This is a genomic window from Rhodococcus sp. T7, assembly GCF_009872365.1.
Lineage (GTDB): Bacteria > Actinomycetota > Actinomycetes > Mycobacteriales > Mycobacteriaceae > Rhodococcus_F.
The window spans coordinates 74,633-89,733 of the sequence record NZ_WXYH01000176.1; the positions used below are offsets into that span (position 1 = coordinate 74,633).

13 protein-coding genes are annotated in these 15,101 nt (G+C 67.7%); 10 read left to right on the forward strand and 3 right to left on the reverse strand.

Features of this window, described 5'->3' with window-relative positions; genetic code table 11:
- The first annotated feature begins 174 nt into the window (after positions 1-174).
- The 8 genes from MLGJGCBP_RS18260 (at position 175) to MLGJGCBP_RS18295 (ending at position 10,364) form a co-directional block, all read left to right on the forward strand.
- The gene (locus tag MLGJGCBP_RS18260; RefSeq protein WP_160097466.1) at positions 175-393 is read left to right on the forward strand and encodes a hypothetical protein; all 219 of its coding nucleotides are present in this window, start codon (positions 175-177) and stop codon (positions 391-393) included.
- A gap of 14 nt (positions 394-407) precedes the next feature.
- Positions 408-2,447 carry a hydantoinase/oxoprolinase family protein gene (locus tag MLGJGCBP_RS18265; protein WP_160097468.1) on the forward strand — a complete coding sequence of 680 codons (2,040 nt, stop codon included), beginning with the start codon at positions 408-410 and terminating at the stop codon, positions 2,445-2,447.
- Between the two features lie 5 nt (positions 2,448-2,452).
- Complete coding sequence (locus MLGJGCBP_RS18270; protein ID WP_160097470.1) at positions 2,453-4,414, forward strand: hydantoinase B/oxoprolinase family protein; 1,962 nt, start codon at positions 2,453-2,455, stop codon at positions 4,412-4,414.
- Between the two features lie 47 nt (positions 4,415-4,461).
- On the forward strand, positions 4,462-5,481 hold the full coding sequence (locus MLGJGCBP_RS18275; RefSeq protein WP_160097472.1) for a zinc-dependent alcohol dehydrogenase family protein: 1,020 nt from the start codon (positions 4,462-4,464) through the stop codon (positions 5,479-5,481).
- On the forward strand, positions 5,436-7,067 hold the full coding sequence (locus tag MLGJGCBP_RS18280) for an aldehyde dehydrogenase family protein (protein ID WP_236581188.1): 1,632 nt from the start codon (positions 5,436-5,438) through the stop codon (positions 7,065-7,067). Before MLGJGCBP_RS18275 ends, MLGJGCBP_RS18280 begins: the two co-directional genes overlap by 46 nt.
- A 33-nt stretch (positions 7,068-7,100) precedes the next feature.
- A complete protein-coding gene (locus MLGJGCBP_RS18285) occupies positions 7,101-7,910 on the forward strand; it encodes an IclR family transcriptional regulator (protein WP_236581189.1) in 810 nt (269 codons plus the stop codon).
- A 129-nt stretch (positions 7,911-8,039) separates the two neighbouring features.
- Positions 8,040-9,440 carry an MmgE/PrpD family protein gene (locus MLGJGCBP_RS18290; RefSeq protein ID WP_160097474.1) on the forward strand — a complete coding sequence of 467 codons (1,401 nt, stop codon included), beginning with the start codon at positions 8,040-8,042 and terminating at the stop codon, positions 9,438-9,440.
- Between the two features lie 39 nt (positions 9,441-9,479).
- Complete coding sequence (locus MLGJGCBP_RS18295; RefSeq protein WP_160097476.1) at positions 9,480-10,364, forward strand: helix-turn-helix transcriptional regulator; 885 nt, start codon at positions 9,480-9,482, stop codon at positions 10,362-10,364.
- 4 nt (positions 10,365-10,368) lie between these two features.
- Here MLGJGCBP_RS18295 and MLGJGCBP_RS18300 read toward each other — a convergent pair whose 3' ends face one another.
- Both MLGJGCBP_RS18300 and MLGJGCBP_RS18305 read right to left on the reverse strand, forming a co-directional pair.
- Positions 10,369-11,088, reverse strand: coding sequence for a nitroreductase (locus MLGJGCBP_RS18300; protein ID WP_160097478.1), 720 nt, complete (start codon positions 11,086-11,088; stop codon positions 10,369-10,371).
- Positions 11,089-11,166: 78 nt separating this feature from the next.
- Complete coding sequence (locus MLGJGCBP_RS18305) at positions 11,167-12,339, reverse strand: CaiB/BaiF CoA transferase family protein (RefSeq protein ID WP_160097480.1); 1,173 nt, start codon at positions 12,337-12,339, stop codon at positions 11,167-11,169.
- A 145-nt stretch (positions 12,340-12,484) separates the two neighbouring features.
- On the opposite strand from MLGJGCBP_RS18305, the gene MLGJGCBP_RS18310 reads away from it, so the two are divergent.
- Positions 12,485-13,624 carry a low temperature requirement protein A gene (locus MLGJGCBP_RS18310; RefSeq protein WP_160097482.1) on the forward strand — a complete coding sequence of 380 codons (1,140 nt, stop codon included), beginning with the start codon at positions 12,485-12,487 and terminating at the stop codon, positions 13,622-13,624.
- A 33-nt stretch (positions 13,625-13,657) separates the two neighbouring features.
- Here MLGJGCBP_RS18310 and MLGJGCBP_RS18315 read toward each other — a convergent pair whose 3' ends face one another.
- Positions 13,658-14,524 (reverse strand): helix-turn-helix domain-containing protein, encoded by an 867-nt coding sequence (locus tag MLGJGCBP_RS18315; protein WP_160097484.1) that lies wholly within the window; start codon positions 14,522-14,524, stop codon positions 13,658-13,660.
- A gap of 180 nt (positions 14,525-14,704) precedes the next feature.
- On the opposite strand from MLGJGCBP_RS18315, the gene MLGJGCBP_RS18320 reads away from it, so the two are divergent.
- On the forward strand, positions 14,705-15,101 hold a 397-nt coding region (locus MLGJGCBP_RS18320; protein ID WP_201453116.1), incomplete at its 3' end, for an alpha/beta hydrolase.

The following is a 15,101-nucleotide window of genomic DNA, read 5'->3' on the forward strand; positions in this document are numbered from 1 at the left end:
CATCATATTGGGAAGAACCTGCAGCTAGTCGTGGACGAGCACCGCACAGGGCGTTCGGAAAGTGGATGCCGGCCTTCGCCAGAAGGATTGTGACGCAGATCCCACCCTCATAACGTCGTGACGACCAGCGCACCTGCGCTCCCGCCTCCGAGAGCACCTGGAGTTGTGCCCACCATGACCGAAGAACACGACAGCCCACCCACCCCGGTTCTCGAACGAACCCCCGTCGACGGCCACTGCCCGCGATGCGGCGCCGAGGAACTCCGCCGCTACCCCGTGGTGTCCGAAGGCGGCTGGTTCCAGGTCGTCAAATGCCAGCAGTGCCTGCTGTCCCTGGACCGCTCACCGTGGTCCCGGCTCGGGCCCATCCAACTTCTCACCGACCTGCTCTGACGAAGGATTCCACGATGATTGCAGTCGATGTCGGCGGAACATTCACCGACGTAGTCGCCCTGCGCGACGGCAAGATCCAGACCGCGAAGGTCACCACCGACTACACCGAGGTGTTCGGACCGGTCCTCGAGGGCGCCGCGGCGCTCGGCGTGGAGGACGCCGCCGTGTTCAACCACGCGAGCACGCACGGCCTGAACGCGGTGATCACCCGGCGGTTGCCCAAGATCGGTTTTCTCACGACCGAGGGCCATCGCGACATCCTCGACATGGGACGGGTGTGGCGCCCGGCGCACGCCATTCTGGACTCGCGCTGGCGCCGCAGCTTCGGTGACGCCTCCCGGCCGCTGGTCCAGCGGTACCTGCGGCGCGGCATCCAGGAGCGGATCACGGCCGACGGCGGCGTGCTCTTCGAACTGGACGAAACGCAGGCCCGCGCCGAACTGGACGTGCTCCGGCGCTGCGGCGTCACCGGTGTCGCGATCTGTCTGATCAACGCGTACGTGAACCCGGCGCACGAGGTCCGGTTGCGCGAACTGGTCCGCGAGGTCCTCGGCGACGTGCCCTGCTCGATCTCCAGTGACGTCTCCCCGCTCGCCAAGGAGTACGCACGGGCGTCGACGACGGTGATCGACACGCTGATGAAGATCATCTACACCGACTACACGGCCAAGCTGGAGAAGGGCCTCGCGGACCTCGGCTTCAGCGGGGAACTCAACTTCGCCGACTGCGCCGCCACCCTCGTTCCGTCCGGACGCGCGATGGAACTGCCCTTCCGCATCGTCTTCTCCGGTCCTGCCGCCGGCACCGTCGGGTGCGCGCACTTCGGTGGGCTGATCGGCGAGAACAACTTGCTCTGCGCGGACGTCGGCGGTACGTCCATCGACATCAGCGTCGTCACGGCCGGTGAACCGTTCGTCAACACCAGCTTCGAACTCGAGCACGACCTCGTCGTCAACGCCCTGGCGAACGACATCTCCAGCATCGGCGCCGGCGGCGGCAGCATCGTCGCGATCGGCCCCGCGGGCGAGATCCAGGTGGGCCCGGACAGCGCGGGATCCTCCCCCGGACCGGCCTGCTACGGGCGCGGCGGCACCCAGCCGACCACCACCGACACGTGCCTGATGATCGGCATCATCGATCCCAGCCGGTTCGCCGGTGGCGCGGTGGACCTCGATCCGGCGCTGTCCCGGCAGGCCTTCGAGAACCTCGATTCGGAGTTCACGCTGGCGCAGAAGGTTCGCTACGCCTACGAGATGGCCGTCAACAACATGGCGGAGGGCGTGTTCAACGTCGCGATCAAGAACGGTGTGGACCCCCGCGACTACAGCCTCGTCGCGTTCGGCGCCGCCGGCCCGATGCTGTTGCCCGCGGTGCTCGACACGGTGCACTGCAAGCAGGTGATCGTGCCCCCGTATCCCGGCCTGTTCTCGGCGCTGGGCCTGCTGTCCGCGGACCAGGTGTTCACCGCCAACCGCAGCGCGTACATGATCCTCACTCCGGACGCGGCGCCGACCATCGACGCGCTGTTCGCCGAGATGGAATCGCAACTGCGCGAGGGGCTCGACGAGGGCACCGGCGTGACGTTCCATCGCAGCATGGACGCCCACCTCGCCGGGCAGAGCTGGGAGACACCGTTCGTCCCGGTCCCCGACGGCACCATCGACGCCGACGCGATCACCACCATCGTCCAGTCGTTCCACGACACGTACGAGAACCGTTCGGGCAACCGGTTCGAGGCAATGCCCGTCGAGGGCGTGACGTTCCGGGTGCGGGCGGTCCTCGACACCCCGAAGGTCGACTACCCCGAGGCTCCGCAGCGCGGCGCCGAACCCCTTCAGCCGGTCCGGACGACGGTACTGCGCTATCTCGGCGACATCGACGCCGACGGCGAGGGCGCACAGCAGGCCGACGTCTACGACCGCGAAACACTGTGCGCCGGCGATGTTCTGGAAGGACCCGCCATCGTCGACGAAGGACTGTCGACGACGCACATCGGAGCCGGGCAGCGCGCCACCGTCGGCCGCTACGGCGAACTGATCATCCGGAGGAAGTGAAACCCATGACCACTCTCGAAGCGACACCGTCCTCCGCGGACGCCGAACCGACTCGCCTGCGCGACATCTCCGACGCCACGTTCACCGACGCCTACGGCTGCGACCGCTTCACCGCGGCCGTGATCCTCAACCGGCTGCGGTACACGGTGGAGCACATGTCCACCGGTTTCATGCGCGAGGCCTTCTCGCCGATCATCCGCGACTGGTACGACTTCGCGTGCACCATCAGCGGCCCGCCCGAGCACAACTATCCGATGGCCGTGGTCAGCAACAGCCTCGTCGTCTTCCTCGGCACGCTCGGCGACGCCGTACGGAACGTCGTCGAGGAATTCGGGCCCGAGAACCTGTCCCCCGGCGACGTACTCATCTGCAACGACCCGTACCGCGGCGGAACCCACGTCAACGACGTGTGCTTCATCCGCCCGGTGTTCGTCGACGGCAAGATCGTCTCGTTCGTGAACATGCGCGCCCACCAACTCGACATGGGTGGCACCGTGCCCGGCGGATTCTCCGCCACGAAGGCGAACGTGTACGTGAACGGTCTCGTCATTCCGCCGATGCTCTTGTGGTCCAAGGACGAACCGGTGCGTTCGACGTTCAGCCTGATCTTCGACAACACCCGGTGGGGCGGGATGCTGCTGCCCGACTTCAAGAGCATCTACCAGCAACTCGCGCTCGGCGAGCGACTCGTGCTCGAGAACATCGAACGCTACGGTCTGGACGCCTACCTGGGTACGTTGACGTACGCCTGCGACACCTCCGCCGAGCGCATGCGCGACGCCATCGCACTCGTGCCGGACGGCGAGTACACCGGCTCGTCGCTGATCGACGCGGACGGCCTCGACGACAGCGTCGACTACACGGTGCAGGTGACGCTGCGCAAGCACGGCCAGGACATCGAGGTCGACCTGTCCGGCACCTCGCCGCAAGCCCGGACCTGCATCAACTGCGGGGTGCTCGACGCCAAAACCGCTGTCGGCGTGGCACTGACGATGCTGCTGGACCCGGAGGTGCCGTTCACCTCCGGCACGTGGCGCAACATCGACCTCGCGACCCCGCCGGGCACGCTGGTGTCGTCCCTGCCGCCCGACGGCGGGATCATGATGTTCTGGGAAGCGTCGGGCGCCGTCGTGTCGGCCGTCTTCGACGCGCTCAACCCGGCCCTCGGCGAGAAGGGTGTCGCGGGCGACTACGGTTCCACCAACACCCACAACGCGTCCGGCGTCACCGCCGACGGAACCCCGTGGACGAGCGCCACCCAGTGCGGCGGCGAACACGGGCCGTGGGGGGCCACGAAGGAGGGCGACGGCGACAGCTACACCGTCCTGTTCTTCCTCAACAACCTCGACCCCGCCACCGAGACGATCGAGCACGATTCGCCCGTCGTCATGCTGCGCAAGGAACACGCGATCGACACCGGCGGTCCCGGCACGTTCCGCGGTGGGGCCGCGAATCTCAAGGACACGCTGTGGTTGAGCGAGGGCAGCCACTACCTGTCGCCGTTCCGCACGAAGGTTCCGAGCGGCGTCGGCGCGAACGGCGGCGAACCCGGACCCAACGGCGCCATCTGGATCTTCCCGCCGAGTGAGGGCGCGGACGGTCCGGGCATGCTGGGCACCACACCCGACGTCTACGCGGACAGCGTCCCCGTCGCCGGGGTGCTCGACCCCGAGACGAAGGCACTGGACCCGGTCGACGGCGAGTACCACTACTTCGCCAGCAGGCAGGTGTGGCAGACCGAGACCGGGTCGATCCTGCGGTGCCTGACCAACGGCGGCGGCGGCTGGGGCGACCCGTTCGCCCGCGACCCCGAACGTGTACTCGCCGACGTGCGCAACGAATACGTCAGCGTCGCCGGCGCCGCACGCGATTACGGCGTCGTCGTGATCGGCGACCCGAAGTCCGATCCCGAAGGCCTGCGCATCGACGTGCAGGCCACCGAGGCGCTCCGCACCCAATCGAACTGAACGCTGCCGGACCGGGCAATCGCTCCGACACGAGGAGGAAGTCAACAATGCAGGGAATCACTTTTCCGGGGGATGGCAGCGTCGTTCTCAAGGACTTCCCGGCACCGCAACCGGGGCCGGGAGAAGTGGTCGTCCGGATGCGGGCGTCCGGAATGTGCGGCAGCGATCTACATTTCTACCGGGGCGCAGTGTCTTTCGGCGGGAGCGCCGACACCATCCAGGGGCACGAGCCCTGCGGCGACGTACACGCTGTCGGAGAAGGGGTGTCGCCCGACACGGCCACCGTCGGCGACCGCGTCATGATCCACCACTACTGGGGTTGCGACGTGTGCGAACAGTGTCGCTCCGGATGGCCGCAGATGTGCGACCGCGGAAACGCCCAGACGATGAGCATCACCACCCACGGCGGTCACGCACCGTACGCGGTGGTGCCGGCCCGCACGCTGCTGCCGCTCCCCGACGGTCTCAGCTACAAGGCGGGCGCCGCGATCGGCTGCGGCACCGGAACGGCGTGGGGAGGTCTGATGCGGCTCGGCGACGTCGGCGGGAAGACGCTGGTCGTGTTCGGTCAAGGCCCGGTCGGGCTGTCCGGGACCATGCTCGCCTCGGCGCTCGGCGCCCGTGTCATCGCCGTCGACGTCAACGATTCGCGACTGGAACGCGCGCGGAAGTTCGGCGCAAGTGAGGTCGTGAACTCGGCCGACGTGGACCTGTCCGCGACGATCGCCGAACTCGCGGGCCGCAAGGGCGTGGAGATGATCCTGGAAACGTCGGGGGTGGCGGGCGCCGACGCGCTGAGCATCCTCGGCAAGTGGGGGCGGGCGTGCTTCATCGGGCTCCCCGGCGAGGTGCACTTCCGGACGGAGGAGCAGTACAAGAAGCAGTGGACGATCATGACGTCCTGGACGATGTCCACGATCCAGCAGCGGCGCTGCGCCGAGTTCATCGTCGAGCAGGGACTCCCGATCGACGACCTCTATACCCACAGCTGGTCGCTGGACCAGGCCGTCGAGGCATACGAATGGTTCGACAAGCAATCGGACGGCAAGGGAGTCTTCGAATTCTGACACCCGAACAGGTCACCGCATCGACGAAGCCCGCGGCCGGACCGGCCGACCACGACTGTCTCGGCCTGCCGCCGAGACGGGAGGAGGAGAACGAGTTGCTCACCCAGGACGAAACATCGCTCACCGTCCCTGCTTTCATTCAGGGATCGAAGAAGAATCTGATCGGCGGCAAGTGGGTCGACGCCACTTCCGGCCGGCAGATCGACACCGTCAATCCGGCGACGGGGCAGGTACTCTGCCGCATCGCAGGCGGCGACGCCGCGGACGTCGACCTCGCCGTCTCGGCTGCCCGCCGCGCCTTCGAGGGTGAATGGAGTCGGTGGACTCCGCATCAGCGCCGCAAGCTGATCCTGAAGATCCACGACGTCATCCTCGATAATTTCGACGAGTTGGCGATGATCGAGACCCTGGACATGGGGGCGCCGCTGAAGCGGACCACCGGGCTCGCCGAGTGGACCTCACAGGTGCTGCAGTTCTTCGCTTCCCAATGCGACGCCGCCACCGTGGCGACGCCCCCGAATTCGCTTCCCGGGGATTTCCTCACCCTCAAGTCCCTCGCCCCCGTCGGAGTGGTCGGCGGCATCATCCCGTGGAACGGTCCGCTGATCGGCCTGTGGTGGATCTTCGGTCCGGCGCTCGCCACCGGATGCACCGCCGTCCTCAAGCCTGCCGAGGACGCCTCGCTGTCGGTGCTGCGGGTGGCCGAGCTGATGATGGAAGCCGGTGTGCCCGAGGGCGTGATCAATGTCGTGACCGGGTACGGCGCCGACGCGGGCCAGGCCCTGGCCGAGCACCGGGACGTCGACCGGATCGCGTTCACCGGATCCATCGGCACGGCCCAGACCATCGTCCGCGCGTCGGCGGGCAACCTCAAGCGCCTGCAACTGGAGTTGGGTGGCAAATCACCCGATATCGTGTTCGCCGACGCAGATCTGGACAAGGCCGTGCCCGGCGCCGCGATGGGTGTGTTCACCAACAGCGGGCAGGTCTGCGTCGCGGGCACACGGATCTTCGTGCAGCGGTCGATCCACGACGAGTTCGTCGAGCGCATGCAGGAGTTCACGAAGACCATCCGGGTGGGAGACGGTCTCGACCCGAATACCCAGTTGGGTCCGCTGATTTCCGAGCGGCAGCTCGAGCGGGTCATGCACTACATCGACGTCGGCGGCGGCGAAGGTGCGCAACTGGCGAGCGGCGGCAAGCGTCTCGGCGGCGAATTGGCATCGGGCTTCTTCGTCGAGCCGACCGTGTTCTCCGGCGCGTCGAACGACATGACGATTGCCCGAGAGGAGATCTTCGGTCCGGTCGCGTCGGTCATCCCGTTCGACGACATGGACGACGCACTGCGACTCGCGAACGACACACCGTTCGGCCTGGCGGGCGGTGTGTGGACCCGCAGTCTGTCCACGGCGCACAAGGTCTCGCAGAGCATCAAGGCCGGAACGATCTGGGTGAACTGCTACGGCGTCCTCGACCCGGCCATCGGGTTCGGCGGCACCAAGATGAGCGGTTACGGTTGGAAGGGAGCGAAAGAGCACGTGGAGGGCTACCTGTACCCGAAGGCCGTCTACATCAACCTCGACTAGCACTCACGACCCGCTCGACACCGAGGAGGACCGATGCCCGCCCGCGGTGAGTCGATGATCGAGCGGGTCGTCGAGGTGCTCGAGGCGTTCAAGGGGGCGGGCGGCCCCCTGACGGCGTCGGAGATCGCGCGCAGGACCGCGATCCCGATGCCGTCGGCGCATCGGATCGTGGCCGAACTCGTCGACGTGGGTTTCCTCGAACGTGATCCCGACCGCAGACTGCGGATCGGCACACGACTGTGGGAGGTGGTGGCCCGGTCGTCGAGTGCCCTCACGCTCCGGGAAGTCGCCCTCCCGTACATGGAGGACCTGCGGTCGGCGGTGCAGGCCCCCACCCTGCTGTCGGTGCTGGACCGCAACGACGTCCTCAACCTGGAAACGCTGACGACCCGGCAACCGGGTGTCACCAACGTGACTCAGCCGGGTGTGCGGCTTCCCGCGCTGGCGTCGTCCCCGGGCATTGTGCTGGTGGCGTTCTCTCCGCCGGAGATGCGAGAGCACATCCTCGCTACCGGCAAGATCACCCGATTCACCGAGCACACCGTCGTCGACCGGACCGAACTGCTGCGGATCGTGAACGAGACCCGGCGCACCGGCTACGTCGTCGCCCGCCGCTGGATCTCCCCCGACTCGACGGCGGTCGCGGTGCCGATCCTCGCCGACGACGGCACCGCGATCGGCGCGCTGTCGGTCACCACCGCGTTCGACAGCGAGACGCCGTCGACCCTGCTGCCCGCGCTGCACGCCACCGCTCTCGGCATCTCCCGTGCGACGCGCACCGCCGACCTCCCACGGTTGGCGCTGCTGAAGCAGCAGATCCGGCACGCGACCGAGGTGCCCTGACCGGACTCCCCTTCTCGGTAGGCGAGAATCCCCCTATCCCCGAGCCGGGACATGCGCGACGTTCTGACATGAACCGGGACGCCGACTTGCGTTGCCGACAGCGACATCTCGACGCGGAAGAGGGACGACATGACGAAGTTCGCGATCCAGAACTCGGAAGATCCGATGAGCACCCTGTGCCGTATGGCGGTGCAGACCGACTACGACGATCTCCCCGCCGAGGTCGTCCGGCATGCCAAGCACACCCTGCTCGACTGTATGGCCGTGATGATCGGCGGCTCCGGGATGGACGGGATCCCGGCGATCGTGGATCTGGTCAAGGACAAGGGCGGCGCACCGCAGTCGGTCCTGCCGTTCTACGGTGGCCGCGTTCCCGCAGCGGAGGCGGCGCTGGCGATCGGCCCGATGCCCCGCGCGATGGACTGCGGCGATCTTCACGAAGAAGCAGGGCACATCAGCGAATACATCGTGGCCAGTCTGCTGGCGGCCACCGGGCTGCGGCCGGACGTCACGGGGAAGGAATTCCTTACGGCGCTGGTCGTCGGGCAGGAGACGCTGATCCGCGTGGGCTCGGCCTACAAGGTCATCAGTACCGCCGTGAAGTCCCACGATTGCGGCGGCCACTACATCTTCGGGGCCGTCGCGGCCGTCGGCAAACTTCTCGGTTTCTCCCAGGAGCTGCTCGAGAATGCCCAGGGCATCGCCCGCACGATGACGCAGCCGCACACGATGGCGATCTACGCGCCGGCCACCCTGATGGTCCGGGTGCACCACGGCCTCGTCTGCCAATCGGCGATCACCGCCTGCCTCCTCGCGGAGAAGGGCATCACCGGCCCCCGCCGGGAGGTGCTGACCGGACCCAACGGTTACCTGCGCACGGCCCGCTGGGAGACGGATCCCGAGCCGCTCACCCGGGATCTGGGCGAGCGCTGGGAGACGACGAACATCACCACCAAGGGGTACAGCGCCTGCTACTTCTCGCACTCCTCCATCGACGGCATCCTGGATCAGATGCGCACCCACGGCTTCGGCCCCGACGACATCGCCACCGTCCACATCGACGTCTCCACCTCCGGCTGGCGGGCCGTGTGCGAACCGACCGACGTGAAGTGGCACCCACGGACGGTCCCCGAATGTCAGTTCAGCCTCCCGTACGCCGTCGCGACCGCCGCGATCGACAAGAGTGTCTTCGTGCAGTCCTACACGGACGAGGCACGGCAACGTGAGGACGTCCGGGAGCTGATGTCGAGGATTTCCGCCGCCGAGGACCCGTCGGTGTCGGACTGGGGCGCGCGGCTCACGACCACGCTGCGCGACGGCCGCACGATCACCACCGAACACGTCTACGTCAAGGGGCACCCGAACAACGCGTTCAGCGAGCAGGACTTCGTCGACAAGTTCCGCAAGTGCGTCCCGTACTCGGTGCATCCGCTGGACGAGCAGGTGGTCGACACGATGATTCACGACGTGCTGTACCTCGACAAGGTGGACGACGTCGTCGCCTCCCTGCTCCTGCCGCTGACACCCTGACCCTTCCCGGCGCCGGGGTCTTGTTCCTACTGTGAATCCATGGACATCGCCAAGGACATCAAAGAGTTCTTGATGACCCGGCGGGCGAAGATCACCCCCGGGCAGGTCGGTCTGCCGCCCGGCCGGCGACGCCGGGTGCCGGGCCTGCGGCGTGAAGAGGTCGCGCAGTTGGCCGGGGTCAGCATCGAGTACTACACCCAGATCGAACGCGGGAACGTCACCGGAGTCTCCGACGACGTTCTGCACGCCGTCGCCCGGGCACTGCGGCTCACCGAGGAAGAAACGGCGCACCTGTTCGACCTCGTGCGGGCCGCCGGCACGTCGACGGGCGCCGCGCGGGCCCCGCGGCGGGTCGACCGGAAGATCCCCGACGGCGTACAGGCGCTGATCGACGGCATGGTCGACTCGCCGGCGATCGTGCTGAACGGGCACCTCGACATCGTCGCCGCCAACCCGCTCGGCCGCACGCTGTACGCGCCGGTCTTCGCGCGGGCGACGGGAGTGCCGAACCTCGTCCGGTTCATCTTCTTCGACCCGCACGCCGACGATGTGTTCCCGGAGTGGAACACATCGGCCGACGACGCCGTGGCCCTGCTGCGGGTGGAGGCCGCACACTCACCCCACTCGACCGTCGTCACCGGGCTCGTCGGCGAACTCGCCACGCGGAGCAAGGAATTCCGCACCCGCTGGGCCACCCACAACGTGAAGGCTCATCGGCACGGCGTCAAACAGTTCCGGCATCCGGACGTTGGTGACCTGTCGCTGACCTACAACGTCTTCGACATCACCGGCGCGGGCGGATTGTCCCTCGTCGGATACACCGCGGAACCGGAGTCCCCCTCCGAGCAGGCCCTGCGACTGCTCGCGATCGTGGCCGAGACCGATCACGCCCTGACCGATACACCGTCCACGGCAACCGAATAGGACGCTACCGGTCCTGCCAGGTGACGACCTCGTCGAGCGTCGCGCGTGCGGTCCGGTAGCTGTTCGCCGGATGGTCGAGGTCGGCGTAGCCGAAGGAGATCCCCACCAGAATCTTGCGGTCGTCCGCGATGCCGAAATGCTCACGGATGAAGGGCGACTGGCTCGCCAGGGCGGCCTGCGGGATCGCTGCGATCCCCAGGCTCCGGGCCGCGAGCAGGAGGGTGCCGAGGTAGAGCCCGGAATCCACCGCGCCGTACACGCCCTGCTCGGCGTCGGTCGTGATGATCGCGACGTGCGGAGCGCCGAACAGGCGGAAGTTCTCGAACGACTGACGCGCGGACGCGGCGCGGTCACCGCGTTCGACCCCCACGGCCTGATACAACTGCCACCCGCTCGCCCGGCGCCGGTCTCGATAGACGCCGCGGTACTCCGCGGGCGGATCGAATTCGAAGGCGGCACCGTGCCCGCTCGCGTACTCCGCGAGACCGTCGCGGAATCGCCCGGTTCCCGCACCGCTGGTCACGACGACCTGCCAGGGCTGCGTGTTGCACCACGACGCGGACCGCTGCGCCAGCGTGAACATGCGCTCGATGAGCGGTCGGGGAACCTCGCGCGGCTCGAACGCGCGGCAACTCCACCGGGTCGCCAGCAGGTTCTCCAGCACGGCGGACTCGTCGTCGACGGGACCCACCACGATCCCCTCGGTCGATACATCGGCAGACATCGATTACTCACCCATCGTCGTTCGAATACGGAAGTTATGCGCCTACGGAATTTGTGTGTGCCCCGGGCACGATCGGGCTCAGGGTTCGACGAACAGAACGTCCGCCTGCACCAGGTCGTCGATCTGCGCGGCGGCGTACACCTCCGAGGCGACGTCACGGCTGTCGGCGCCGACCCGCGGCGCGGTGCCCGCCCGATCGGGGCGTTCGCCCGCGAACCGCCACGGCGGCCGGATCAGCGCCAGCCCGTCCTGCTGCCGTTCGACCAGTTCGAGCCATTCCACCTGCTCGTGCTCGACGAATCCGGTCATCGACAGCACCGGGGCGAACGGCACGTCCGCAGCGGACAGGGCGTCCTCCCAATGCTGCAGCGACTGCTGCTCGAACTCGGCTTCGACGATCTTGGCCAGCTCGTGGTAATTCGACTCCCGGGGGCGGTACTCGGCGAAGCGGGGATCCTCGGTGAGATCCACCCGGTTCATCGTCGTGCACAGCGAGCGCCAGAATTTCTGCGACGACGACAGGTGGACCGCCAGGTACTCCCCGGTGGCGGTCTTGACGCAGAAGTTCTGCGCCTGCGGATGCCTGCTCTGCCTGCTCGGGTCGTATCCCAGTTCGAAGGACTGCGTGATCCCGTCGGTCGCCAGAACGCTGACGGCCTCCATGATCGACGTCTCCACGTGTTGCGGCGAGCCGGTGCGCAGCCGTCCGACCAGCGCCGCGAGGACGCCCGTGGCCGTACTCAAACCGGTGATCAGGTCCGCGCTCAGCCCGCCGGCCAGCTGTGGCCGGGCGTCGTCGCCGAACAGGGAGTAGAGACCGCCGAACGCATGCCCGATCGTGTCGTAGGCGGGGCGGCTCGCCAGCGGGCCACCGGAACCGAATCCGGTCACCGACCCGTAGACGAGGTCGGATCGCAGTGCGCGGCAGTCTTCGGGTCCGAGGCCCAGCGCCGCCAACTTACCGGGCCGCAGGTTCTCGAGGACCACGTCGAAGTGCGGCACGAGGGCCTTGACCAGCGCGACGCCCTCGGGCCGCTTCAGGTCGATCGACAGGCTCCGCTTTCCGGTGTTGTACTGGCGGAAGTAGGGGCTGCCGTCGTTCTGGTGGCGGCGGAAGTCCTCTCCGACGACGGGTTTCTCCACCTTCACGACCTCTGCGCCGAGCGCGCACAGGATCGACGTGGCGAACGGGAGGGCGATGTACCCCCCGATCTCCAGGATGCGGATCCCGTCGAGCGGCTTGTGCTGCATGGGCATGCCTCCGTGTGTCGCGAGTAACAATATAATACATTATCCACCGTTCGGTGGATGTCAAGGTGGGATCGCCGGCAGCGCCGCCGAAACGGCCGTCCGCCTCGACACCGCCGGATAGGATTCGGTCGCCGAGGAGGAATCCATGATGGTCAGGCAAGCGCGCAGCACCCACCGTGAGGTCTCGCCGCTCGAGCTGTTCTTCGACCTCGTGTTCGTGCTGGCGATCGGTCAGCTCACGCACCATCTCGTCGACCACCTGACCTGGCACGGCGCCGCCGAAACCCTCGTGGCACTCGTTGCGGTGTGCGGGGTCTGGGCGTTCACCACATTCGAGGTCACCCTCCTCGACATCGAACGCACGGCCACCCGCGCCGTGACGATCACGGTGATGGGCCTCGGCCTGTTCATGAACGCGGGAATCGGGCACGCCTTCGACGAAAATCCCTGGCTCTTCATCGTTCCCATGCTGCTGGCGCTGATCGGCCCCGCCGTCTACGCGGCGGCCACCGCCCCGACGCCCAGCCTCCGCAGGCACTTCCGGCACGTGCTGATCTGGTTCGCGGTCTCGGCGCCGTTCTGGGTGGCCGGCGCCGCAGTCGACCCGGAATGGCGCCTGTGGCTGTGGGCGGTGGCCGCACTCGTCGACCTCGTCGGCACCTGGAGCGCGCACCCACTGCCGGGCGGGGGCACACGAACGCAGCAACTTCCGTTCGACGCCGAGCACATGCTCGAGCGGATGCGACTGTTCCTCATCATCCTGCTGGGCGAGACGGTCCTGACCCTCGGACGCGTCATTGCCGCCCATCATTCCGACGCGCTGACGCTGGCGCTGGCGGCGGGGTGCTTCGTCGCGCTCGTCTGCCTGTGGGCGGTCTACTTCGGGCGCGCCGAACAGCTCGTGGAAAGTCATATCGCCGCCACCGAGAACCCGATCCGATCCGTGCACATCGGGATCAACGTGATCTACGGCGTCGTCACCGGACTCGTCATGTTCGCCGCGGGCAGCGAGTTGGTGCTCGCCCACGCAGGCGACGACCGGGCAGGGATCGGAGGTGTGCTGATGCTCGCGGGTCCGGCGATCTACCTGCTCTCGCACGCGATCTACTTCCGGCTCACCACCCACACCGGCTGGGTTCCGCGCGCCGTCGGCGCCGCCGTGCTCGGGTCGGCCGCCGTCGCGGCGTACTGGCTGCCGTCCTACGCCGTCGTCCTCACACTGGTCCTCATCCTCCTCGCGGTGGCCGTGACCCTCAGCAGGGACGCGTCGCCGAGCGAATCCTGAACTCGCCGTAGCCCGCTGCAAGAATTGCCCGCTTCAGGAATGCTGATGTGCGGCGCTGTCGGTGGCGATCCAGCTGGACAGCAGGCGGAGGGCCTCCTCCGAGGAGGAACCCGCCGCCGCGGTGAAACCGTACAGGGTGAGACCGGCGGCGCTGGCCACCTCGAGCGCCTCGAAACGCAGCGTCAGGTCGCCGACGACCGGATGATGGAACCGCTTCGTTCCGCGGCGGTGCGCCTTGATGTCGTGGGCTGCCCAGCGAGTGCGGAACTCGTCGCTGCGGGTGGCGAGCTCGCCGACGAGACCGGTGACCGCCGCCGAGTACGGCGACCGCGCCGCCTCCGCCCGCAACATCGCGACGGCGTCGTCGGCGGCGTTGTTCCAGTCGGGGAACGTCTCGTCGGCGCGGCGGTCGAGGAAGATGAACCGGGCCAGGTTGGGCGGGCCGTCCACGCGGTCGTACACGTCGGCGTAGAGCGCGCGACCGAGCGCATTGGCGCCGACGATGTCGAGGTGACCGTTCTGCACCACGGCGGGGGCGGTGATCATCGCATCGACGAGCGCCTGGACCGGCTCCGGCATCTCGACGCGCGCCCGGGCGGGCTTACGCCTGCGGGGCTTCGTGGCCGCGGCGCGGGCGAGGGTGAACAGGTGCTTCGTCTCCTCGTCGTCGAGTCGCAGTGCGGTCGCGATGGCCTCCAGCACCTCGTCGGACACGCCCGACACGCCGCCGCGTTCGATCTGTACGTAGTACTCCGCGCTCACTCCGGCGAGCAGTGCGACCTCCTCGCGACGTAGCCCGGCGACCCGACGTCGGCCGCCGGTGGGCAGGCCCACCTGGTCGGGCGTGATGCGTGCGCGACGGGTCGTCAGGAAGTCCTTGATCTCCTTGGCGATCTCCATACCTGCAGCCTAGGGACCTCCGACGGTCCGAGGGAGAGGCTGCCGGTACCCCCGATAACCGGCCTCTGGTACGGCCCCGCGGATCGCAGCAGAGTGATGAGTGCGGGTCGAGGACATCGTCCACGACCCCCTGAGATTCAGACCGTCGGGCTCCGGCGGACGACGAAGGGACATCAGTTCATGGCCACGGAGAGCATCGAGACCGTCAGCGTCAAGACCCCGTACTGGGACATCGCGGCGGACATCTACTTCCCGCCAGGATTCGACCAGACCGAGAAATACCCCGCCATCCTCAGCGCGCACCCGATCGGTAGCTGCAAGGAACAGACGTCCGGCAACGTGTACGGCACCGCCCTCGCCGACGCCGGGTACGTAGTCATCGCATTCGACGCCAGCTACCAGGGCGCCAGCGGCGGCGAACCCCGATTCATCGAAGACCCCACGCAACGAGTCCAGGACTTCAGCTACGTCGTCGACCACCTCGTCGCTCTCCCTTACGTCGACGCCGACCGGATCGGCGTGCTCGGCATCTGCGGCGGCGGTGGATACTCCATCGCCGCCGCGAAGACCGACCGTC

Coding starts and splice junctions, on each gene's coding strand:
- MLGJGCBP_RS18280 (WP_236581188.1), top strand. CDS start 5,436: ATGGTTCGACAAGCAATCGGACGGCAAGGGAGTCTTCGAATTCTGACA.
- MLGJGCBP_RS18260 (WP_160097466.1), top strand. CDS start 175: ATGACCGAAGAACACGACAGCCCACCCACCCCGGTTCTCGAACGAACC.
- MLGJGCBP_RS18300 (WP_160097478.1), bottom strand. CDS start 11,088: ATGTCTGCCGATGTATCGACCGAGGGGATCGTGGTGGGTCCCGTCGAC.
- MLGJGCBP_RS18275 (WP_160097472.1), top strand. CDS start 4,462: ATGCAGGGAATCACTTTTCCGGGGGATGGCAGCGTCGTTCTCAAGGAC.
- MLGJGCBP_RS18295 (WP_160097476.1), top strand. CDS start 9,480: ATGGACATCGCCAAGGACATCAAAGAGTTCTTGATGACCCGGCGGGCG.
- MLGJGCBP_RS18265 (WP_160097468.1), top strand. CDS start 408: ATGATTGCAGTCGATGTCGGCGGAACATTCACCGACGTAGTCGCCCTG.
- MLGJGCBP_RS18305 (WP_160097480.1), bottom strand. CDS start 12,339: ATGCAGCACAAGCCGCTCGACGGGATCCGCATCCTGGAGATCGGGGGG.
- MLGJGCBP_RS18290 (WP_160097474.1), top strand. CDS start 8,040: ATGACGAAGTTCGCGATCCAGAACTCGGAAGATCCGATGAGCACCCTG.
- MLGJGCBP_RS18315 (WP_160097484.1), bottom strand. CDS start 14,524: ATGGAGATCGCCAAGGAGATCAAGGACTTCCTGACGACCCGTCGCGCA.
- MLGJGCBP_RS18310 (WP_160097482.1), top strand. CDS start 12,485: ATGATGGTCAGGCAAGCGCGCAGCACCCACCGTGAGGTCTCGCCGCTC.
- MLGJGCBP_RS18270 (WP_160097470.1), top strand. CDS start 2,453: ATGACCACTCTCGAAGCGACACCGTCCTCCGCGGACGCCGAACCGACT.
- MLGJGCBP_RS18285 (WP_236581189.1), top strand. CDS start 7,101: ATGCCCGCCCGCGGTGAGTCGATGATCGAGCGGGTCGTCGAGGTGCTC.